Source organism: Pseudomonas savastanoi (assembly GCF_020917325.1).
Lineage (GTDB): Bacteria > Pseudomonadota > Gammaproteobacteria > Pseudomonadales > Pseudomonadaceae > Aquipseudomonas > Aquipseudomonas amygdali.
On record NZ_CP076652.1, the window covers coordinates 1,723,212 to 1,745,818 of the forward strand.

The following is a 22,607-nucleotide window of genomic DNA, read 5'->3' on the forward strand; positions in this document are numbered from 1 at the left end:
GACGCATCAGACTGGTCAGTCATCCAACCGATCAGTCATGTAAATTTGAATACCCGCGTTCGGCCTGTCCGGACGCCCATTTTGGCGACAACAATTCAGAGGCTTGTCAAATGTCTGCATCCCTCGCATTCGTCTTTCCGGGTCAAGGATCGCAATCTCTCGGCATGCTCGCCGAGCAAGGCGCGCAACATCCGTTGATTCTCGACACTTTCGAGCAGGCTTCCGAAGCCCTTGGCTATGACCTGTGGGCGTTGACCCAGAACGGTCCTGCCGAGCTGCTCAATCAGACCGACAAGACCCAGCCTGCCATTCTGACCGCTTCCGTAGCCTTGTGGCATGTGTGGCTGGCCGAGGGCGGCGCCGTTCCCGCGTTCGTCGCAGGTCACAGTCTGGGTGAATACAGTGCGCTGGTAGCTGCGCAAAGCCTGAGTCTGGCTGATGCGGTGAAGCTCGTTGAGCGTCGCGGTCAGTTGATGCAGGAAGCGGTGCCGGCCGGTCAAGGCGGCATGGCCGCCATTCTGGGTCTTGATGATGCCGACGTTATCGCTGCCTGTGCCGAAGCAGCACAGGGCGAAGTTGTCAGTGCGGTTAATTTCAACTCGCCGGGCCAGGTGGTGATCGCCGGTTCCGCCGAGGCCGTCAAGCGCGCCATGGAGCTGTGCAAGGCGCGGGGTGCCAAGCGCGCATTGCCGTTGCCGGTCAGCGTGCCGTCGCACTGCGAACTGATGCGTCCGGCCGCCGAGCGTTTCGCCGAGGCTGTTGAAGCCATTGAATGGCAGGCGCCTGAAATCGCATTGGTACAGAACGTCAGTGCCAGCGCAGTCAGTGACCTGGTGACGCTCAAGCGTGACTTGCTGGAACAGCTGTACAAGCCGGTTCGCTGGGTTGAATCCATTCAATGCCTGGCGAGCCGTGGTGCGACCCAGCTTGTGGAGTGTGGGCCGGGTAAAGTCCTGGCCGGTCTGAACAAGCGTTGCGCCGAAGGCGTGATTACTTACAACCTTGATACCCCGGACGCCTTTGCCGCCGCGCGCGCGGCACTGGCCTGATTAGGAGAAGCCTGTATGAGCCTTCAAGGTAAAGTTGCACTGGTAACCGGTGCGAGTCGCGGTATTGGTCAAGCCATCGCCCTGGAATTGGGTCGCAATGGTGCTGTCGTTGTGGGCACCGCGACCTCTGAGTCCGGCGCCGAGCGCATCAGTGCGACGTTCAAGGAAAACGGCATCGAAGGCTTTGGCCTGATGCTCGATGTCTGCGATGCCGAGTCTGTGAATTCGGTCCTGTCGACCATTCAGGAGCGCGTCGGTGCACCGTTGATTCTGGTCAATAATGCCGGCATCACCCGTGATAATCTGATGATGCGCATGAAAGATGACGAATGGTATGACGTCGTCAACACCAATCTGAATAGCCTTTTCCGCCTTTCCAAGGGTGTTTTGCGCGGCATGACCAAAGCGCGTTGGGGCCGTATTATCAGCATTGGTTCGGTTGTGGGTGCCATGGGCAACGCCGGTCAAGTAAACTATGCTTCCGCGAAGGCCGGGCTGGAAGGTTTCAGCAGGGCTCTGGCCCGTGAAGTGGGCTCGCGGGCAGTAACCGTGAACTCGGTTGCGCCTGGTTTCATCGACACCGATATGACGCGTGAGCTGCCTGAGGCTCAGCGTGAGTCACTGATTACCCAGATACCCCTGGGCCGCCTGGGGCAGGCCGAAGAGATTGCGCATGTAGTCGCTTTTCTTGCCTCCGAAGGCGCAGGGTACGTTACCGGGGCCACAATCCCTGTTAACGGCGGCATGTACATGAGCTAATGTGACCACCTGTTTCAAAAAAATGTCATACGAGCTGTCTAAAATCCGTTATAAAGCTGCAATCTATGCGTGGGCAAAGGTACGGTTGGGCATAAGGGGAGAGCGTTAAGCTTGAAATTCGCAAAACCTCTTCTATACACTTACCCACTGGCCAGATGCCTGAACATTTCCACTAGGAGTTAAAACTAGGTATGAGCACCATCGAAGAGCGCGTCAAGAAAATCGTTGCAGAGCAACTTGGCGTCAAATCAGAAGAGGTTGTCAACACTGCTTCTTTCGTTGAAGACCTGGGCGCTGACTCCCTGGACACTGTCGAGCTGGTAATGGCTCTGGAAGAGGAATTCGAGACCGAAATCCCTGACGAAGAAGCGGAAAAGATCACTACCGTTCAAGCAGCAATCGACTACGTCACTAGCCACCAGGCTTAAGATTTGTAATCGCTGACTGCTGTCACGGGAAAACCGCACTGCTTTAACCGGCGTGCGGTTTTTTCTTTAGAAAACGCTGTGATTGTTCGTAAATGATTGTTCCGTAAACAAGAGAGAAGGAGAGTCCTGTGTCGCGTAGACGCGTCGTGGTCACCGGGATGGGCATGCTTTCGCCACTGGGCAATGACGTGCCCAGCAGTTGGCAGGGCATTCTGGCGGGCCGCAGTGGCATTGGCCTTATCGAGCACACGGACTTGTCAGCCTTCACCACCCGTTTCGGCGGTTCGGTCAAGGGTTTCAACGTCGAAGAATACCTCGCGCCCAAAGAAGCGCGCCGGCTCGATCTCTTCATTCAGTATGGCCTCGCGGCCAGCTTTCAGGCGGTGCGTAATGCAGGCCTCGAAGTCACTGATGCAAACCGTGAGCGCATCGGCGTCGCTATGGGTTCGGGTATCGGTGGTCTGACCAACATCGAAAACAGCAGTCGTCTGCTGCACGAGCAAGGCCCAGGACGGATTTCACCGTTTTTCGTGCCGGGCTCGATCATCAACATGATTTCCGGTTTCCTGTCTATCCATCTGGGTGCACAGGGGCCTAACTATTCCATTGCGACGGCTTGCACCACGGCAACCCACTGCATCGGCATGGCGGCGCGTAACATCGCCTATGACGAAGCGGACGTGATGATTGCCGGTGGTGCTGAAATGGCTGCCTGTGGCCTGGGGCTGGGTGGTTTCGGTGCCGCACGTGCGCTGTCGACTCGCAACGACGACCCGACGCGTGCCAGCCGTCCCTGGGACAAAGGCCGTGATGGTTTCGTCCTGTCTGACGGTGCCGGTGCGATGGTGCTTGAAGAGCTTGAACACGCCAAAGCACGCGGCGCGACCATCTACGCTGAACTGGTCGGGTTTGGCATGAGCGGCGATGCTTATCACATGACCTCGCCACCTGATGACGGTGCCGGTGCTGCACGCTGCATCGTCAATGCGTTGCGTGATGCGAAGGTCAATGCCGATCAGGTGCAGTACATCAACGCACACGGTACGTCGACGCCTGCGGGCGATCTGGCCGAGGCCTCTGCGATCAAGTCGGTGTTTGGTGATCACGCCTACAAGCTGGCTGTCAGTTCGACCAAGTCGATGACCGGCCACCTGCTGGGCGCCGCCGGTGCTGTCGAGGCGATCTTCAGCGTGCTGGCAATGGTTGATCAGGTGGCTCCGCCGACCATCAACCTGGATGAGCCAAGCGAAGGCTGCGATCTGGACTTCGTGCCTCACGAAGCGCGCCGCATGCCGATCGATGTTGTTCTGTCGAACTCCTTCGGTTTCGGTGGCACCAATGGCTCGCTGGTATTCCGTCGGTTCGCCGAGTAATGCCAAGCTGGGTCGATGGCTGCCCCGCAGACGCCTTGCCCCTCAAGGATCGCGGGCTGGCCTACGGCGATGGGTTGTTTGAAACCATCGCGGTGAGGGCCGGGCAGCCATTGCTCCTGGAGCGCCACCTGCAGCGTGTTGAAAGCGGGTGTCAGCGCCTGTCGATTGCAGTCGATCATGCACTGGTTCGCGCAGAAATGACCCGCTTCGCCGCTGAGCTCGGCGACGGGGTCATGAAGCTGATACTCACCCGTGGCGATAGCCAGCGCGGCTATGCGCCGGCCCCCGATACCCAACCTCGCCGAATCCTGCAAGGCAGTCCTGCACCGGCCTACCCCGGTGCACATGCCGAGCAGGGCGTGCGCCTGTTTGCCTGCCAGACGCGTCTGGCGGAACAGCCGCTTCTGGCTGGACTCAAGCACCTCAATCGTCTGGAGCAGGTACTGGCTCGCTCGGAATGGAGCGATAGCGAGCATGCCGAAGGCTTGATGCGCGATACCTCTGGGCGATTGATCGAGGGTGTTTACAGCAATCTGTTTCTGGTCAGTCAGGGACGCCTGCTGACTGCCGATCTGAGCCGCTGCGGGGTTGCTGGAGTGATGCGTGCCGAGTTGCTGGATCAGGCACGAAACCTGGGTCTGGTTGTCGATATCCGTGATTTGCACCTGTCCGACCTTGAATCGGCGGACGAAGTGTTTCTATGCAATAGCGTCTACGGCGTCTGGCCGGTTCGCGGCTTTACTGTCTTGAGCTGGCCGGTCGGGCCGCTCACCCGTAAACTGCAAGGTATTGCTCGCACCCTTCTGGATATCTGATTTGTGATCCGAAAAATATTGGTGTTGCTGGAAACAGCTGTCGTTCTGGCAGGCCTTCTGCTCGGCTTTGCGTTCTGGCAGCAATATCAGGCGCTGAACCAGCCGCTCGAAGTGGCTCAGGAGCAACTGCTGGATGTTCCGGCCGGTTCAACGCCGACTGGCGTACTTAATCGACTGCAGGCCGATGGAGTGATCAAGGACGCTTTCTGGTTGCGCCTTTACTGGCGTTTCAATCTCTCCGGACAGGCTCTGCACAGCGGCGAATACCGCATGGTGCCGGGCATGAACGTCAAGGGGCTGTTCGACGTCTGGAAGCGCAAGGAGGTCGTGCAATACAGCCTGACCCTGGTCGAGGGCTGGAATTTCCGTCAGGTGCGGGCTGCGCTGGCCAAACAGGCCAAGCTCGATCAGACGCTGGCTGGCTTGTCCGACGGCGAGCTGATGGCAAAAATCGGCCATCCCGATGTATTCCCTGAAGGGCGTTTCTTTCCTGACACCTATCGCTATGTGCGCGGCATGACCGATGCTGAATTGCTCAGGCAGGCTTACAGTCGTCTGGAAGAAGTGCTGGATGAAGAATGGAACGCCAGGTCGTCTGAGGCTCCGTATTCCAATCCTTATCAGGCCCTGATCATGGCGTCGCTGGTCGAGAAGGAAACCGGCGTACCTCAGGAGCGCGGCCAGATTGCGGGTGTGTTCGTGCGTCGCTTGAAGCTGGGCATGCAGTTGCAGACTGATCCGACCGTGATCTATGGCATGGGCGAGCGCTACAACGGCAAGTTGACCCGGGCCAATCTCAAGGAGCCCACGCCTTACAATACCTACGTGATAGCCGGTATGCCGCCGACACCAATTTCGCTGGTGGGGCGCGAGGCGATTCATGCCGCGCTCAACCCGGTAGCGGGCAGCAGCCTGTATTTCGTAGCCAAGGGGGACGGCAGCCATGTGTTCTCGGACGATCTGGATGCCCATAACGCAGCGGTGCGTGACTATCAGCTCAAGCGCCGCGCAGATTATCGCTCCAGCCCGGCACCTGCTGCACCGGCACCATCAACTGATTCTCCCTCTTCAGAGCCCGAGCCCGCGACTGCACCGGATGCCCCGCAGCCCGAGCCGAATGCGCAATGATGGAAACAATAAGGATTACCTGTGACTGGCTTGTTTATCACCCTTGAAGGCCCGGAAGGTGCTGGCAAAAGTACCAATCGCGAATACTTGGCGGCGCAGCTTCGCGCGCAGGGCGTTCAGGTATTGCTGACCCGCGAGCCGGGCGGCACTCCGCTGGCCGAGCGCATTCGCGAGCTGCTGCTGGCGCCCAGCGACGAGGCCATGAGCGCCGACACCGAACTGCTGCTGGCGCCCAGCGACGAGGCCATGAGCGCCGACACCGAACTGCTGCTGGTGTTTGCTGCGCGTGCACAGCATTTGGCCGAGGTCATTCGCCCGGCTCTGGCGCGTGGCGAGGTGGTGCTCTGTGATCGCTTTACCGACGCAACCTACGCGTATCAAGGTGGGGGCCGCGGCCTGTCTCAGCAGCGTATTGCCGTGCTGGAAGAATTTGTTCAAGGCGATCTGCGGCCTGATCTGACGCTGGTGTTTGACCTGCCGGTGGAAATCGGTCTGTCACGCGCCGCAGCACGTGGCCGACTGGATCGCTTCGAGCAGGAAGGTCGGGCTTTCTTCGACGCGGTGCGCTCGACTTATCTGCAGCGGGCGAAGGCTGATCCTGCTCGGTATCTTCTGGTGGACGCGGCCCAGCCGCTGGCCGACGTTCAGGCTTCCCTTGATGCATTGCTGCCCCAGTTGCTGGAGCTGCGACGTGGCTGAAGCCTACCCCTGGCAGGCATCACTCTGGCAGCAGATGGCCGGTCGTGCTCAGCACGCTCATGCCTATCTGCTGCACGGTCCGGCCGGTATCGGCAAGCGGGCACTGGCCGAGCGCCTGATGGCCAGCCTGCTGTGCAAGGCTCCCGAAGCGCTTGAGGCCTGCGGGCATTGCAAATCCTGCCTGCTGCTGGCGGCAGGCAGTCATCCGGACAACTATGTGCTGGAGCCGGAAGAAGCAGATAAGCCGATCAAGGTTGATCAGGTCCGTGACCTGGTGAGCTTTGTGGTGCAGACCGCCCAGATGGGCGGTCGCAAGGTGGTGCTTGTCGAGCCGGTGGAAGCGATGAACATCAACGCTGCCAATGCCTTGTTGAAGAGTCTGGAGGAGCCTTCGGGCAATACCGTTCTGTTGCTGGTCAGCCATCAACCCAGCCGCTTGCTGCCAACGGTCAAGAGTCGCTGTGTGCAGCAAGCCTGCCCATTGCCCAGCGAACAGATGAGCCTGGACTGGCTGGGCGATGCCCTGCCTGATTGCACGCAGGAAGAACGGTTCGAATTACTGACGCTGGCAGCGGGGTCGCCGCTGGCTGCTGTGGCACTCCAAACGCAAGGCGTTCGCGAACAACGCGCGCTGGTGGTGGATGGTGTCAAGAAGCTACTCAAGCAACAGCAATCGGCTACCCAACTGGCCGAAGGCTGGAAGGATATCCCGTTGTTATTGTTGTTCGACTGGTTCTGTGACTGGTCGCACCTGATCCTGCGCTATCAGATGACGCAGGACGAGGAAGGCCTTGGTCTGGGCGACATGCGCAAGGTCGTTCAATACCTGGCGCAGAAGTCTTCTCGCGCAAAAGTGCTGGAGATCCAGGACTGGATTCTGGCACAGAGGCAAAAAGTCATGTCCAAGGCCAATCTAAACCGGGTCTTGCTGCTTGAAGCATTGCTGGTGCAGTGGGCAGGCCTGCCGGGACAGGCGTAGACTCTGCGTTATCCGGAACCGTTGAGGTGTTGTCATGAGTCTGCCGCTGAACACAGGTCCACGTAATGGCATTCTGTCCCTGACCATCAAGGACAAATCCGTGCTTTACGCTGCCTACATGCCATTCATCAGAAACGGCGGGCTGTTCATCCCCACCAGCAAAAGCTACAAGCTGGGTGATGAAGTGTTCATGCTGCTCAATCTGATGGACGAACCGGAGAAGGTTCCGGTGGCTGGCCGCGTCGCCTGGATTACGCCAAAAGGTGCGCAGGGCAACCGGACTGCCGGTGTCGGCGTGCAATTCAATGATGGCGACAATACCGCGCGCAATCTGATCGAAACTCATCTGGTCGGTGCTCTGAAGTCCGATCGTCCAACCCATACGATGTAGTTGTGTTTTAACCCATGCTTGTAGATTCCCATTGTCACCTTGATCGCCTTGACCTTGCCCAGCACGACGGCTCGCTGGATGCAGCCCTTGAAGCCGCCCGTGGCAGGGGAGTCGGGCATTTTCTCTGCATCGGTGTCAGCGCCGACAACGCGGGCGCGGTTAAGGCGCTGGCCGAGCGCTACGCCGATGTCGACTGCTCGGTAGGCATTCATCCGCTGGACGTGAAGCCCGGTGAGATGCCGCCTCTGGACTGGTTGCTCAAGGAGCTGGATCACCCGCGAGTGGTGGCGATAGGTGAAACCGGTCTGGACTATTACTACGAACCCGAAGCTGCCGAGCTGCAGCAGGCTTCTTTTCGGTTGCACCTGGAGGCAGCCAGTGTCACTGGCAAGCCGGTGATCATCCATACCCGTGGCGCGCGCGCCGATACATTGAGCCTTCTGCGTGATGCGGCGCTGCCTCAGGCGGGCGTTCTGCATTGCTTCACCGAAGACTGGGAGATGGCCAGGGCGGCGCTGGATATGGGGTACTACATCTCGCTGTCCGGCATCGTGACCTTTCGCAACGCCGACGCCCTGCGGGATGTCGCAAGGCAAGTCCCCGCTGACCGGCTGCTGGTCGAGACCGATTCCCCGTACCTTGCGCCTATCCCTTATCGGGGCAAACCGAATCTGCCGCAGTACGTACGCGAAGTTGCCGAGTTTCTGGCGATGCTACGGGGCGAGTCCTACGAGCATTTCGCCGAGCAGACCACCGCTAACTTCGCTCGCCTGTTCCCGCTGGCGCATGTTCAACGCTGAGTGGCGTGCAGGTCGACCGGCGGCAAATCGCGGGCAAAAAAAACCCGGATTCTGGGGGGGTGAAGCCGGGTTAAGACCATTAGGAGTAAAACAAAGGCACGCTAGTCCTTAGGCACCTTTACTGGCGAGTCATTTGGGGAATGATGACCCGTCAGTGGCTTAAGTATTGCCCAGCATGGCGTACCGTCCAGTGCCTTGCGATCGTTTTTTAAACAGTTTTGGAATACTAAAGCGATTCTTGAGTCCTTGATGAGCACTTTTTGCCGGACGGGATACAAGGCCATCGCATCAAATTTGCCCGTGTACGCCAGCAGGTCAGGCATGCCGAGGTTTTTCAGTGCCTGGTCGGAGTGTTCGAGTGGAGTTTTCCAACGGTTTTCTACTGAGTCTGTCGTTATGCCTGGATATTGGCCTGGCAAACATAGCCATGATTACGCTGTCCATGCAGCGCGGCTTTTCCAAGGGGCTGTGGCTTGGGTTGGGAACCTGTGTCGGCGATCTGGCCTATGCGGTCCTGGCCATGCTCGGCATGGCGGTGTTGCTGCAATATGAAGCCGTACGCTACGTGCTCTGGCTCGGCGGTACGGCGGTGTTAGCCTGGTTCTGCTTCAGGATGGTCATGAGCGCCACCGCGGTCAGCACCGGTCTCGATAATCAGGATGTTCAATCGGAAAAATCCAGCGTGGCGTTGTTCCTGCACGGAATTTTTCTGGCGATGTCATCACCCAGCGCCATTCTCTGGTTTGCTGCAGTCGGCGGTGCGCTGATTGCTCGACAGGGCTCTGATCTTGCCAGTGCCTCGACCTTTCTTGTCGGGTTCGTCGCGGCGGGCGTGGTCTGGTCTATCTCGCTGTGCGCGCTGGCACATCAGGGAGGGCGCTTCATGGGGGAGCGGATGTTGCGCTGGTCCTACATTGCCTCGGCGCTGATTTTTGCCTATTTCACGTTGTATGTAGTGATCACGGGTTACCTGGAGTTTGTCGCTGCATCTCCGGTACTGCCTGCGTCGTAGCATGCCGTCGTGTATCCGGTTTGCGAAGCGGACGCCAGACTTCGAATTTTTCGCCGGTTTCGTTCATAGAGGTCGACAAGTAAGGATGATCCGTGCAATTTAGCGCCGATTGGGCATAATACCCGGCTTCGATTTCGATCCTGACAGACCTCTCTATGCAGAAAGAACCTCGTAAGGTCCGTGAATTTCGCCGCCGTGAGCAGGAAATTCTCGACACCGCGCTAAAGCTGTTCCTGGAGCAGGGCGAAGACAGCGTCACCGTCGAGATGATCGCGGACGCCGTCGGCATTGGCAAAGGCACCATCTACAAGCACTTCAAGTCCAAGGCAGAAATCTACCTGCGCTTGATGCTCGACTATGAGCGGGACCTGAACGAGCTGCTGCACTCCGCTGATGTCGACAAGGACAAGGAGGCGCTCTCACGTGCCTACTTCGAATTCCGTATGCGTGATCCTCAGCGCTATCGTCTGTTCGACCGCCTGGAGGAAAAAGTGGTCAAGGGCAATCAGGTGCCCGAGCTGGTCGAAGAGCTGCACAAGATCCGCGCCTCCAACTTCGAACACCTGACGCTGCTGATCAAAGGCCGCATCACCGAAGGCAAGCTTGAAGATGTCCCGCCTTACTACCACTACTGTGCCGCCTGGGCGCTGGTGCATGGCGCCGTTGCGCTGTACCACTCGCCGTTCTGGAGCAATGTGCTGGAAGATCAGGAAGGCTTCTTTCACTTCCTCATGGACATCGGCGTGCGTATGGGCAACAAGCGCAAGCGCGATGCCGACGTCATCGCCGAGCCCAAGCCTGACCCTGCTACGGAATAACGCTCCGGCCAGGTCTTGAGCATCTGCTTCAAGGCTTTGGTGCCTGCTGTGCCAGAGATGGCGCGGAAGCTGCATCCGACGACCATTCGCCGGTTTTCCGTCACCGGCATTTGGGAGGGGATAATGCGTAGCCTGGTTATGCTGCTCGCGCTTCTGGCGTTGAGTGGCTGCATGAAAGTCAGTGACATGGGCGAGGGGGTTCGCGAGCAATTCAGCGATGCGGGTCTGCTCGATCACAGTGACACTCGCCGTACTGCCAACTGGCGTGTGCAGCCCGACTCGTTCATTTACATCGCGCAAGGTGCCTTCGTGCCGCCAGGCAATGCCTACCCACGGCCCAATGTGGTGGCTGAAGAGGCCTTCAAGGGGTTCATCGAGTACTTCCCGATGGTCCGCCGTGCCCGTGGGCCAATGGGCCTGGATGAGGCCATGATCGAGGCGCGCAGTGCAGGTGCACACTATTTGCTCTACACCCGTTTCGCCAAGGCCGATGATCGCATCGGTACCGGCGATCAGTGGGCCGATCAGGAAGCCGTGGACCGTCTGGGTGTCGACAGCGGTGTCATTCAACTGATGCTGATCGAAACCAGCACCCGTTATCTTATCGACAGCGCGCGTATTCGCAGCCGTGGCGGATTGCTGACGCTTTACGACAAAAGCCCCGAAGATTTGCTGGGTCCGCCTCTTGAGGACTACGCTCGTACCTTATTGGGCGTCGAACGTTAGGCCAGCGTCAGGAGAGTGGAGTGACCGATTCAAACAAGGCGGGTGATCTGTTTGCGCAGATCCCCAAAACCAAGGGGTTGCCGCCTGTTCATTTGTGGAATCCGGATTTCTGTGGCGATATCGACATGCGTATCGCCCGAGACGGGACATGGTATTACCTGGGCACGCCGATCGGCCGCAAACCGATGGTCAGGTTGTTCTCGACCATCATGCGTCGCGACGGCGATGACTATTTTCTGATCACCCCTGTCGAGAAAGTCGGCATCAAGGTCGATGACGCGCCTTTTGTCGCCGTCACCCTTGAGGTGCTGGGAGAGGGCGAGGGGCAGGTGCTGCGCTTCCTGACCAATGTCGAGGATCAGACTGAAGCGGGGCCGGAGCACCCTTTGCGGGTTGTGACAGACCCTGATACTCAGGAGCCAGCGCCTTATATCCATGTGCGGAGCAATCTTGAGGCGCTGATTCACCGCAATGTTTTCTATCAACTGGTCGAGCTGGCGGTTTCCCGCGAGATCGACGGACAGCGCTGGCTGGGTGTCTGGAGTCACGGCGTGTTTTTTCAGGTGGGTCTCGAACCTTGAAAAACACGGCTATTTGCCGGCTTGAATTGCCTGCCGCCAGTGCGACAGTTAAAGTGCCGCTCCCTGATTTCCCTGAGGTTTTTGCATGAGCCAGTCCTTTGATATCGCCGTAGTCGGCGCAACCGGTACTGTCGGCGAAACCGTTGTCCAGGTGCTGGAGGAGCGCAACTTCCCGGTCGGCAATCTGCACCTGCTGGCAAGTATCGAGTCTGCGGGTCACTCGGTGCCGTTTCGGGGCAAGAATGTGCGCGTACGGGAAGTCGATGAGTTCGACTTCAGCAAGGTGCGCCTGGCGTTCTTCGCCGCCGGCTCGGCGGTAAGCCGCAGTTACGCCGAAAAGGCCGTGGCGGCGGGGTGCTCGGTCGTTGACTTGTCCGGTGCATTTCCTTCCTCGCAGGCACCTAATATCGTGCCGGAAATAAATGCTACGCTTTTGCACAGCGGCGCGGTCGCCTCGCTGGTGGCCAGCCCGAGCGCCTCTGCCACTGCAGTCGCACTGGCTCTGGCGCCGTTGCGCGGGTTGATCGATATCCAGTCCGTGACAGTCACGGCCTGTCTCGCGGTCTCAGCACTCGGGCGCGAAGGTGTCAGCGAGCTGGCGCGTCAGACTACCGAGCTGTTGAATGTCCGTCCGCTGGAAACCCGCTTTTTTGATCGTCAGATGGCGTTCAACGTACTGGCCCAGGTGGGTACGCCTGACGAGTCGGGGCATTTGCCGCTGGAACGGCGTCTGGTTGATGAATTACGCGAACTGCTGACGCTGCCATCGCTCAAAGTCTCTGCCACCTGCATTCAAGTGCCGGTGTTCTTTGGCGACAGCTTTACCGTAACGCTGCGCACCGCAGGTTCGGTCGATGTTGCGGCGATCAATGCGGCACTCGATTCTGCCGCCGGAATCGAACTGGTCGATGCGGGTGATTACCCTACGCCGGTGGGTGATGCTGTGGGGCAGGACGTGGTTTATGTGGGACGCGTTCGGGCGGGAACCGACGATCCCGAGCAGCTCAATCTGTGGCTGACATCAGATAATGTGCGAAAAGGTGCTGCGCTGAATGCTGTGCAGGTTGGCGAATTGTTGATAAAAGACTATGTGTAAAAGATACTTGGCAACAATTTGAATAATTGTTTTAGCGGCGATACGCCTTACACCCAAATGCAGGACTACCTCCCCGGATCTCGGGGAATCTTTAAACAAGGGATGGGCTATGGTTCAGGTTCGTAAACTGGTATTAGCAATCGCTGCGGCTTCAGCGCTGTCATCGGGTATGGCGCAGGCGCTGGGGCTCGGGGAATTGTCGGTCAAGTCGACCCTGAATCAGCCCTTGGTAGCGGAAATCGAGTTGACCGAGGCGCAGGGGCTTAACGCAACGCAAGTTGTGCCGAGCCTGGCGACCACTGCCGACTTCGCTCAGGCGGGTGTTACCCGTCAGGCATTTCTCAACGATCTCACTTTTACCCCGGTTATCAACGCCAGCGGTAAAAGTGTCCTGCGCATTACTTCCAGCAAGCCGGTGCGCGAGCCTTATGTGAAGTTCCTGGTTCAGGTGCTCTGGCCAAATGGCCGGTTGCTGCGTGAATACAGCCTTCTGCTCGATCCTCCGAAGTTTTCTCCAGAGGCCGCCGCTGCGGCCGCTGCCCCGGCACCAGCTGCTGCTCCTGCCGCACCCGCGCAACTGGCGACGGTAGCGCCGTCGGCAGAGTCTGCGGCACCCGAGGCTCCAGCACCTGCCGCCAGTGCGCCAGCATTGCCGCCGCCCGCCGCGGACAAACAGGCACAATATGTCACCGCCAATAACGATACCTTGTGGGAAATTGCCGCGAAGGTACGTACTGGCGGCACTGTCCAGCAAACCATGCTGGCCATTCAGGCGTTGAATCCGGAAGCGTTCATCGGTGGCAACATCAACCGCTTGAAGAAAGGGCAGGTGCTGCGCCTTCCGACTCCGCAGCAAACCACCGCGTTGCCACAACCGCAGGCAGTTGCAGAAGTTTCCCGGCAGTACAGCGCCTGGCGTGAAGGCCGTCGCCTGCCTGCCGGCACGCGCCAGGTCGATGCCACCCGCCGTGATCGCGCTGGCGCTGCTCCTTCAAAGGTCGATACCTCCGACAACCTGAGCCTGGTTTCGGCAAGCGGCAAGCCTGCGGCAAAAGGTGCAGCGGGCGACAGTGATCTTGGCAACAAGCTGGCGGTGGCTCAGGAAGCGCTGGACACCACGCGTCGTGATAATGCCGAGCTGAAAAGCCGCATGAACGACCTGCAAAGCCAGCTCGACAAGCTACAGCGACTGATTGAGCTGAAAAACGGTCAGTTGGCCAAAATGCAGGCCGCCGGTGCAACTGTGCCTCCGGCTGCTGCCACCCCGCAAGCAACCACACCTGCCAATGCGGCAGTGCCTGCTTCGCTGGTCGATGCCAATGGTGCTCCGGTCAAACCGGCTGGCGAGATTGCTCCTGAAGATGCATTGCCGGCAGGTGCCGCCGAGGTTGCGACTCCGGCAACCGATCAGCCGCTGGCTGTGGAGCCGGTGGCTGCAGCCGAAGATGAAGACGCGCTGCAGAAGATCCTCAACAATCCGGTACTGCTTGGCCTGATCGGCGGTGCTGCATTGTTGATTCTGGCCTTGTTGCTGTTGTTCCTGGCGCGTCGTCGCGCTGCGAAGGCCGAAGCGGAGAAGCACAAGCGCATGGCGCGTGCTCTGGCTGAGGAGTCGGATTTTGTTTCAGACATGGACATGAATGCACCGCCAGCCAGCTTCGACGGCCTGGACGTGCCACCACCGAATGTTCGCATGGGGGCTGCTGGCGCCGCCGCTGCCACCGCGGCTCGCGAGCGTCCTGCCGATCCGTTGCTTCAGGCCGAGATTCATATTGCTTACGGGCGCATGAATCAGGCTGTCGAACTGCTTGAGGAAGCGGTGAAGGAAGATCCGAAGCGCGATGATATTCGCCTCAAGCTGATGGAAATCTACGCCGAGCAGGGTAACAACAAAGCCTACGCAGCCCACGAACGCAAACTGGTGGCAGCGGGAAAGCGTGAAGCTGAGGTCGAGCAGCAGGAAGAACTTAACTCGACCCTGAAACCGGTAGCGCCTGTTGCTGCGCCAGCGGTTTCTGAATCTGCCACTGCGTCGGCTGCTCCGGCAGTGGCCGCGGCGGCAGCAGCTGCCAGTGCTGCTGCGCTGGTTGCAGAGCTTGACGCCAAGTATGTTGAAGAGCTGTTGGCCGATGATTCGGCAGAGCAAGAGGTTGAGCCTGAGCCTGAAATCGCTGTAACAGCAGATCCCGAGCCCGAACCTGAAGTGGTTACGCCGCTGGCCGCTGAACCTGCCGAAGAGGCGGACCCGTTCGATCACGATTTTGACTTGAGCCTGGACGAGTTCGAAGAAGCGCCCACGCCTGAAGTCACCACTGTGAACGAGCTTGACGACCTGATGCTGGATGAGCCGAAGGTGTCGGCAGCAGCGGATGACGAGGAGCTGAGCTTCGAGTCGATCATGCAGCAACAGGAAGAGGCCCGTGCAGCGACAACGCCGGAAGACCTTGCCGACTTCGATCTGGACCTGTCGGAGGAAGATCCTGCGCTCAAGAACGAAGATGACTTCCTGCTCGGCCTTGGCAGTGACCCGCTTGATCTGGGTGAAACGCCGTCTGTGCCGCCTGTCAGTGATGATCTCGAGCTTCCGGAAGACTTTGATCTTTCGCTGGCGGACGAGATTGAAACCGATCAGGCCAGTCAGGCATTCGCGACCGAAATCGACGACGTCAATGCCGAGCTGGACCGGCTTTCGCAGAATCTCGAGCATCCGCCGCTCGATGAACCAAGGTTCACGGCCGAAGATGCCGCGGCACTGGATGACGAACCGGACTTCGACTTCATGGCCGGCACTGACGAAGCCGCGACCAAGCTTGATCTGGCGCGGGCCTATATCGACATGGGCGATGCAGACGGTGCCCGGGATATTCTTGACGAAGTGGTCACCGAGGGCGATGACGGACAGAAAAGCGAAGCGCGGGAGATGCTTTCGCGGCTGGCCTGATCCCACTAAGGCAACCTGCAAACGGCCGCTTATGCGGCCGTTTGCATTTCAATTGTGCGGCTTGGTAGCGTGTTTTTCTTGCGACCGTATAATGACCGACTTTTCGCGAACCGACAGGCTGTACCACTTTGGCGAACATAGACAACCCGGCAGCCGAAATGGCTGCCGAGGGCTTTTCCCGAATCGCGCTGGGCGTTGAATACAAGGGCTCGCGCTATTGCGGCTGGCAACGTCAGGCATCCGGTGTGCTGACCGTGCAGGAAACTCTTGAAGACGCTTTGTCAAAAGTGGCTGCATCACCGGTATCACTGATGTGTGCCGGCCGCACAGATGCCGGCGTGCATGCCTGCGGGCAAGTGGTGCATTTCGATACGCAGGCCGAGCGCACCATGAAGGCCTGGGTCATGGGCGCAAATATCAATCTGCCCCATGACGTCAGCGTAACCTGGGCCCGGGTCATGCCCGCGACGTTTCATGCCCGCTTCAAGGCCATTGCCCGTCGTTATCGCTACGTGATCTATAACGATCAGATTCGCCCGGCGCACCTGAATCAGGAAATCACCTGGAATCACCGCCCGCTGGATGTAGAGCGGATGGCACTGGCAGCCGAGTATCTGGTCGGTACTCACGACTTCAGCGCTTTTCGCGCCGGCCAGTGTCAGGCCAAGTCGCCAGTCAAACAGTTGCACCACCTGCGCGTGACGCGTCACGGCAAGATGATCGTGATCGACGTGCGCGCCAATGCCTTCCTGCATCATATGGTGCGCAACATCGCCGGTGTTCTGATGACCATCGGCACTGGCGAACGTCCGGTCGAGTGGGCGCGGGATGTGCTGGAAAGCCGGGTTCGGCGTACCGGTGGTGTGACGGCTCATCCTTATGGTCTGTACCTCGTGCAGGTCGAGTACCGTGATGAATTTCCGCTGCCCGAGCGTTTTGTAGGTCCGCATTTTCTTACGGGCTTTGCAGAACTGGACGGCTGACGACCCGAGCAGCATTTGCTAACATCCGGGACTTTCCGAAAGGTCTGAGGTTACTCACTACATGTCAGCCGTTCGCAGCAAGATCTGCGGGATTACCCGCATAGAGGATGCTCTGGCTGCAGCCGAGGCAGGAGCCGATGCAATTGGCCTGGTGTTCTACCCGAAAAGCCCGCGTGCGGTAACGGTGTTGCAGGCTCGCGCCATCATCGCCGCGTTGCCGCCGTTCATCACCACTGTCGGCCTGTTCGTCAACGCCAGCCGCTGCGAACTCAACGAGACGCTGGATGCGGTTGCGCTGGACATGCTGCAGTTTCATGGCGATGAAACGCCGGAGGAGTGCGACGGTTATCATCGTCCCTACATCAAGGCTTTGCGGGTCAAGGCGGGGGATGACATCGCTCAGGTTTGCCGTACCTATCGCAATGCGCGAGGCGTGCTGCTCGATACCTATGTAGAGGGTGTTCCTGGCGGTACCGGGGAAACCTTTGATTGGGCGCTGATTCCGGACGATCTGGATAAACCGGTCATTCTGGCGGGCGGGCTGACGTCGGCGAATGTGGCACAGGCCATTGCCCAGGTCCGGCCCTACGCCGTGGATGTCAGCGGCGGTGTCGAAAAGAGCAAGGGCATCAAGGATCGGGAAAAGATCCTTGCGTTCATGAGTGCAGTGCATGGCACCTGATGTGACGGTTGCCGGTCGGCCGCCGTCCATAAGCCTGTCCCTGCCACAAGGCATGCGGGTCGAATCAAGTAAGCGGTGGTGCCAGGGTGCAACGCCGTCGTTGTGAAAAATCGGGGTGAGGGGTGTGCAGGTCCGGCCTTGGGTCGATCGCTATCCTTTCATCGTCGTCCATATACGAATTTATCTGAGGGCATGCGACTGGCGTTTGATTTGTCAGTCGTTCGAGCCACACCGGTACTGGAGATATAAAGCATGAGCAACTGGTTGGTAGACAAACTGATCCCATCGATCATGCGTTCCGAGGTCAAGAAGAGCTCGGTTCCCGAAGGCCTCTGGCACAAATGCCCGTCCTGTGAGGCGGTGCTGTATCGCCCTGAGCTGGAAAAGACCCTGGACGTCTGCCCCAAGTGCAACCACCACATGCGTATCGGCGCGCGTGCCCGCCTGAACATTTTTCTGGATGTCGAAGGCCGCGAAGAGCTGGGTGCCGATCTTGAGCCGGTCGACCGTCTGAAATTCCGTGACGGCAAGAAATACAAGGACCGCCTGACCGCTGCGCAGAAACAGACCGGTGAAATGGATGCGCTGATTTCCATGAGCGGCACGTTGCTGGGCATGCCGGTGGTGGCTTCAGCGTTCGAGTTCTCGTTCATGGGCGGTTCTATGGGTGCCATTGTCGGCGAGCGTTTCGTGCGCGCCGCCAACTACGCCCTGGAAAATCGTTGCCCGATGATCTGCTTCGCCGCTTCCGGCGGTGCACGCATGCAGGAAGCACTGATCTCGCTGATGCAGATGGCCAAGACCTCGGCCGTTCTGGCACGTCTTCGTGAAGAAGGCCTGCCCTTTATCTCGGTGTTGACCGACCCGGTCTACGGCGGCGTTTCCGCCAGTCTGGCCATGCTGGGGGATGTCATCGTTGCCGAGCCCAAGGCGCTGATCGGTTTCGCCGGTCCTCGTGTTATCGAGCAAACCGTTCGCGAGAAGCTGCCTGAGGGCTTCCAGCGTAGCGAATTCCTGCTTGATCACGGTGCTATCGACATGATCATCTCGCGTAGCGAGCTTCGTCCGCGTCTGGGCAACCTGCTGGCGCAGATGATGAACCTGCCGACGCCTCGTTTTGTAGCGCCGGTCATCGAGCCTATCGTCGTTCCACCGGCACCGACCACGATATGACCTCTACATCCCTGAGCGACTGGCTCGCTTACCTGGAACAACTGCATCCATCTGCCATCGACATGGGGCTGGATCGTTCCCGGCAGGTAGCGCTGCAGTTGGGGCTGACGCGTCCGGCCCCCAGGGTGATCACGGTGACGGGCACCAACGGCAAGGGGTCAACCTGTGCCTTTGTCGCTGCCTTGTTGCAGGCTCAGGGCTTGAAAGTCGGTGTCTACAGCTCCCCACATTTGATTCGCTATAACGAGCGGGTGAAAGTGCAGGGTGTCGAGGCAACCGACCTGGAGTTATGCGATGCGTTCGCGGCGGTTGAAGCGGCGCGTGGTGATGTAACCCTGACTTATTTCGAAATGGGCACGCTGGCGGCATTCTGGCTGTTCGAACAGGCCCGGCTGGATGCGGTCGTTCTGGAGGTCGGTCTGGGTGGTCGCCTGGATGCGGTAAATCTTGTTGATGCGGATTTCGCGCTGGTCACCAGTATCGGTGTTGATCACGCCGAGTACCTGGGTAACACCCGTGAGTCGGTCGCCTTCGAAAAGGCCGGAATCTTTCGTGCCGGTTGCCCAGCGTTGTGCGGCGATCCGGAACCACCCGAGCCGCTGCTGGCCAAGGCTCGTGAGTTGGGTTGCCCGCTGCTGATGCGTGGTCGTGATTTCGACCTCTCGATAGGCAAGGACAGTTGGGACTGGCGTGGTGTTGCTCACGGCGAACAGGTCGAACTGCGCGGTCTGCCACTGCTGGACCTGCCTATGCAGAACGCAGCGTTGGCACTTCAGGCGTTTGCCTTGCTGGGGTACCCGCTGCAAACGGATGCAGCAGGGCAGGTTCTGGCGCAGACCCGGCTCGCCGGTCGTCTTGATCGCAGAACTGTCAGCTGGCAAGGCAAGCGGCTCAATCTGCTTCTGGATGTGGGTCACAACCCCCATGCGGCGCAATTTCTGGAGCAATGCCTCGCGCGCCAACCGGTTGCCGGCAAGCGTCGCGCCGTATTCGGCCTGTTGAGTGACAAGGACCTTGAAGGTGTAGTCGCGCATCTGGTCCCGGTCATCGATGAGTGGGCCGTTGCACCGCTTCCTACCTCGCGCAGCCGACCCGCAGAAGAGTTGCATTCGGCCTTGCAGAACCTTGGCGCCTGCGTGACGTCCTATCAGAGTGTTGCGTTGGCGCTGGAAGCTCAGTGCGCGCACGCCACGCCCGATGACGAGATTCTGCTGTTCGGATCATTTTACTGTGTTGCCGAGGCCCTGGAATGGTTGGCCCGGTACACCGATGAGGACGCTGCAAATGGCTTTGCTGGATAACGTATTCAAGCAGCGAATGGTTGGCGCACTGGTACTGATTGCTGTGGCGGTGATCTTCTTGCCCATGCTCTTCACACGTGAAGATGAAACGCGTCAGGTGCGGGTCGATGCACCGTCCGCACCCCAGGCACCTGCTGCTTCGCAGATCCGTGTCGACCCGGTGCCTGTTCCGGAGCCTCAGGCCCTGCCTCAGGAGCCTGTGCCCAACGACGATGACATGAGCAGCAGCCAGCCGCCGTCCATGCCGATCGCGCCTGCCCCAAGCACTCCGGCTGCACCCCCGGTTGCCAGCGCCCCGGCGCCGAAGCCTGCTGCCAAGCCGGCACCTGCACCTGCGCCTGCGGCAGCCCCGGCGGCACCCGCCAAGCCAGCAGCACCTGCTGGCGTCGATGCCAACGGGCTGTCGATCAGTTGGTCGGTTCAACTGGCAAGCATGTCCAACCGTGCCAACGCCGACAACCTGCAAAAGACCCTGCGAACTCAGGGTTACAATGCCTACATTCGCACTGCCGATGGCGTTAATCGGGTATTTGTCGGCCCGCTTATCGAGCGTGCCGAAGCTGATCGTCTGCGTGATCAGCTCGACAAACAGCAAAAGCTCAAAGGCATTGTGGTGCGCTTTCAGCCTGAGCGGGGCTGACCGTTCGGCACCTTGTGCCCTTGCATCAAAGGAAAATGCCTCGCGCCGGTAATCGCTGCTTACCGGCAGGCGGGCGCTCTGCTAAAATGCGCCGCCTTATCCGTCTGCAGGCTGCAACGTGCCATTTACTCCGGTTGACTGGGCAATTCTGGGAATTGTCGCCATCTCCGCCCTGATCAGTCTGAAGCGCGGCTTCGTAAAAGAAGCACTGTCGTTGACGACGTGGATCATTGCAGGCGTTGTTGCCTGGATGTTCGGCGCAGGGCTGTCGCAGTATCTGGTCAATTACATAGAAACACCCTCGGCCCGCGTGATTGCGAGCTGCACCATTCTTTTTGTCGCCACCTTGCTGGTAGGCGCCATGGTCAACTTTCTGATAGGCGAGCTGATTCGCGTCACCGGGCTTTCCGGGACCGATCGTTTTCTCGGCATGGTCTTCGGCGCAGCGCGCGGAGGCCTGCTTGTCGTTGTGGCGGTAGGGCTGTTGAGCCTGGGGCCGGTGCAACAGGATCAATGGTGGCAGCAGTCCAGGCTGGTGCCGCAATTTCTCATGGTCGCTGACTGGTCGAAAAACCTGATTCTAGGGATGTCCAGCAAGTGGCTCGCCAGCGGCATCAGCGTACCCGCTGATCTGCCGTTCAAGGAACAGATCCTGCCGTCTACAATGCCGCAGGATGTGCTCGGTAAATCCAGTTCCACTAAGTAGGGGTTGTGTCGCATGTGTGGCATCGTCGGTATCGTCGGCAAGTCGAACGTCAATCAGGCGCTGTATGACGCGCTTACCGTCCTCCAGCACCGCGGCCAGGACGCTGCCGGTATCGTAACCAGCCACGATGGCCGGTTATTCCTGCGCAAGGACAACGGATTGGTGCGTGATGTGTTTCATCAACGCCATATGCAGCGCCTGGTCGGGCATATGGGCATTGGTCATGTGCGCTATCCAACGGCGGGCAGCTCGACGTCTGCAGAGGCCCAGCCGTTCTACGTCAACTCGCCTTATGGCATCACGTTGGCGCACAACGGCAACCTCACCAACGTCGAACAACTGGCCAAGGAGATTTACGAATCCGACCTGCGCCATGTGAACACCAATTCCGATTCGGAAGTGCTGCTCAACGTTTTCGCCCATGAGCTGGCCGTGCGTGGCAAGTTGCAGCCGACCGAAGAGGATATCTTCGCCGCAGTGACCGACGTGCACAATCGCTGCCGTGGCGGCTATGCGGTCGTGGCAATGATCACCGGCTACGGCATTGTCGGCTTCCGTGACCCGGACGCCATTCGTCCTATCGTGTTTGGCCAGCGTCATACCGACGAAGGCGTCGAATACATGATCGCGTCGGAAAGCGTGTCGCTGGACGTGCTCGGCTTTACCCTGATTCGCGACCTGGCTCCGGGCGAAGCGGTCTACATCACTGAAGACGGCAAGCTGCATACCCGTCAGTGTGCGGCCAACCCCAAATATGCACCGTGCATCTTCGAACACGTTTATCTGGCACGTCCTGACTCGATCATCGACGGCATTTCGGTCTACAAGGCGCGTTTGCGCATGGGCGAGAAGCTGGCCGACAAGATCCTGCGCGAGCGTCCGGATCACGATATCGATGTGGTCATCCCGATTCCGGACACCAGCCGTACCGCTGCGCTGGAGCTGGCCAACCATCTGGGCGTCAAGTTCCGCGAAGGTTTCGTCAAGAACCGCTACATCGGCCGGACCTTCATCATGCCGGGCCAGGCAGCACGCAAGAAATCCGTGCGTCAGAAGCTCAACGCAATCGAGCTGGAGTTCCGCGGCAAGAACGTGATGCTGGTGGATGACTCCATCGTGCGTGGCACGACCTGCAAACAGATCATCCAGATGGCCCGTGAAGCCGGTGCCAAGAATGTCTACTTCTGTTCGGCGGCCCCGGCCGTGCGCTACCCCAACGTCTACGGCATCGACATGCCGAGTGCTCACGAGCTGATCGCCCACAACCGTTCCACTCAGGACGTTGCCGACCTTATCGGTGCCGACTGGCTGGTTTATCAGGATCTGAATGACCTGATCGAAGCGGTCAGTGGCAGCAAGAAGATCAAGATCGACAACTTCGACTGCTCGGTTTTCGATGGCAAGTACGTGACCGGTGACATCGACGAGCATTATCTGAACAGGATCGAGAGCGCGCGTAACGACGCCTCCAAGATCAAGACTCAGGCCGTGAGCGCGATCATCGATCTGTACAACAACTAAATTGGA

The 22,607-nt window shown here is 59.1% G+C and carries 23 protein-coding genes; all 23 read left to right on the top strand.

Going from position 1 to position 22,607, the window contains the following annotated elements:
* Positions 1–110 precede the first annotated feature (110 nt).
* Complete coding sequence (gene fabD, locus KP808_RS07665; protein WP_058401678.1) at positions 111–1,049, top strand: ACP S-malonyltransferase; 939 nt, start codon at positions 111–113, stop codon at positions 1,047–1,049.
* Positions 1,050–1,064: 15 nt separating this feature from the next.
* Entirely contained in the window at positions 1,065–1,808 is a 744-nt protein-coding gene (gene fabG, locus KP808_RS07670) for a 3-oxoacyl-ACP reductase FabG (RefSeq protein ID WP_003318510.1), read from the top strand.
* A 191-nt stretch (positions 1,809–1,999) separates the two neighbouring features.
* Positions 2,000–2,236, top strand: a complete 237-nt coding sequence (gene acpP, locus KP808_RS07675) for an acyl carrier protein (RefSeq protein WP_002552692.1) — start codon at positions 2,000–2,002, stop codon at positions 2,234–2,236.
* 128 nt (positions 2,237–2,364) lie between these two features.
* Entirely contained in the window at positions 2,365–3,609 is a 1,245-nt protein-coding gene (gene fabF, locus KP808_RS07680; protein WP_002552693.1) for a beta-ketoacyl-ACP synthase II, read from the top strand.
* Positions 3,609–4,424, top strand: coding sequence for an aminodeoxychorismate lyase (gene pabC / locus KP808_RS07685; RefSeq protein WP_058401679.1), 816 nt, complete (start codon positions 3,609–3,611; stop codon positions 4,422–4,424). Before fabF ends, pabC begins: the two co-directional genes overlap by 1 nt.
* A gap of 3 nt (positions 4,425–4,427) precedes the next feature.
* Positions 4,428–5,552, top strand: coding sequence for an endolytic transglycosylase MltG (mltG, locus tag KP808_RS07690; RefSeq protein WP_230017955.1), 1,125 nt, complete (start codon positions 4,428–4,430; stop codon positions 5,550–5,552).
* Between the two features lie 21 nt (positions 5,553–5,573).
* Positions 5,574–6,251, top strand: coding sequence for a dTMP kinase (gene tmk, locus KP808_RS07695; protein WP_230017963.1), 678 nt, complete (start codon positions 5,574–5,576; stop codon positions 6,249–6,251).
* Positions 6,244–7,230, top strand: a complete 987-nt coding sequence (locus KP808_RS07700; protein ID WP_058401682.1) for a DNA polymerase III subunit delta' — start codon at positions 6,244–6,246, stop codon at positions 7,228–7,230. Before tmk ends, KP808_RS07700 begins: the two co-directional genes overlap by 8 nt.
* Positions 7,231–7,264: 34 nt before the next feature.
* Positions 7,265–7,621 (top strand): PilZ domain-containing protein, encoded by a 357-nt coding sequence (locus tag KP808_RS07705; RefSeq protein WP_002552698.1) that lies wholly within the window; start codon positions 7,265–7,267, stop codon positions 7,619–7,621.
* A gap of 14 nt (positions 7,622–7,635) precedes the next feature.
* Positions 7,636–8,421, top strand: a complete 786-nt coding sequence (locus tag KP808_RS07710; RefSeq protein ID WP_058408934.1) for a TatD family hydrolase — start codon at positions 7,636–7,638, stop codon at positions 8,419–8,421.
* A 358-nt stretch (positions 8,422–8,779) separates the two neighbouring features.
* On the top strand, positions 8,780–9,433 hold the full coding sequence (locus tag KP808_RS07715) for a LysE family translocator (protein WP_230017966.1): 654 nt from the start codon (positions 8,780–8,782) through the stop codon (positions 9,431–9,433).
* A 155-nt stretch (positions 9,434–9,588) separates the two neighbouring features.
* Entirely contained in the window at positions 9,589–10,251 is a 663-nt protein-coding gene (locus KP808_RS07720) for a TetR/AcrR family transcriptional regulator (RefSeq protein WP_004657874.1), read from the top strand.
* A gap of 123 nt (positions 10,252–10,374) precedes the next feature.
* A complete protein-coding gene (locus KP808_RS07725; RefSeq protein WP_002552702.1) occupies positions 10,375–10,977 on the top strand; it encodes a DUF4823 domain-containing protein in 603 nt (200 codons plus the stop codon).
* Positions 10,978–10,997: 20 nt separating this feature from the next.
* Positions 10,998–11,558, top strand: coding sequence for a DUF1285 domain-containing protein (locus tag KP808_RS07730; protein ID WP_230017967.1), 561 nt, complete (start codon positions 10,998–11,000; stop codon positions 11,556–11,558).
* Between the two features lie 85 nt (positions 11,559–11,643).
* Positions 11,644–12,654 carry an aspartate-semialdehyde dehydrogenase gene (locus tag KP808_RS07735; protein WP_230017969.1) on the top strand — a complete coding sequence of 337 codons (1,011 nt, stop codon included), beginning with the start codon at positions 11,644–11,646 and terminating at the stop codon, positions 12,652–12,654.
* Between the two features lie 109 nt (positions 12,655–12,763).
* The gene (locus KP808_RS07740) at positions 12,764–15,595 is read left to right on the top strand and encodes a FimV/HubP family polar landmark protein (protein WP_230017971.1); all 2,832 of its coding nucleotides are present in this window, start codon (positions 12,764–12,766) and stop codon (positions 15,593–15,595) included.
* Positions 15,596–15,753: 158 nt separating this feature from the next.
* A complete protein-coding gene (gene truA, locus KP808_RS07745; RefSeq protein WP_011168144.1) occupies positions 15,754–16,578 on the top strand; it encodes a tRNA pseudouridine(38-40) synthase TruA in 825 nt (274 codons plus the stop codon).
* A gap of 61 nt (positions 16,579–16,639) precedes the next feature.
* On the top strand, positions 16,640–17,260 hold the full coding sequence (locus KP808_RS07750) for a phosphoribosylanthranilate isomerase (protein ID WP_058401685.1): 621 nt from the start codon (positions 16,640–16,642) through the stop codon (positions 17,258–17,260).
* 252 nt (positions 17,261–17,512) lie between these two features.
* Positions 17,513–18,433 (top strand): acetyl-CoA carboxylase, carboxyltransferase subunit beta, encoded by a 921-nt coding sequence (accD, locus tag KP808_RS07755; RefSeq protein ID WP_122258272.1) that lies wholly within the window; start codon positions 17,513–17,515, stop codon positions 18,431–18,433.
* On the top strand, positions 18,430–19,734 hold the full coding sequence (folC, locus tag KP808_RS07760; protein WP_230017973.1) for a bifunctional tetrahydrofolate synthase/dihydrofolate synthase: 1,305 nt from the start codon (positions 18,430–18,432) through the stop codon (positions 19,732–19,734). Before accD ends, folC begins: the two co-directional genes overlap by 4 nt.
* Complete coding sequence (locus tag KP808_RS07765) at positions 19,718–20,374, top strand: SPOR domain-containing protein (protein WP_058408930.1); 657 nt, start codon at positions 19,718–19,720, stop codon at positions 20,372–20,374. The genes folC and KP808_RS07765 overlap by 17 nt, the downstream gene beginning before the upstream one ends.
* A gap of 118 nt (positions 20,375–20,492) precedes the next feature.
* Entirely contained in the window at positions 20,493–21,080 is a 588-nt protein-coding gene (locus KP808_RS07770; protein ID WP_002552712.1) for a CvpA family protein, read from the top strand.
* A gap of 12 nt (positions 21,081–21,092) precedes the next feature.
* Positions 21,093–22,601 carry an amidophosphoribosyltransferase gene (gene purF / locus KP808_RS07775; RefSeq protein ID WP_004657889.1) on the top strand — a complete coding sequence of 503 codons (1,509 nt, stop codon included), beginning with the start codon at positions 21,093–21,095 and terminating at the stop codon, positions 22,599–22,601.
* Positions 22,602–22,607: the final 6 nt, after the last annotated feature.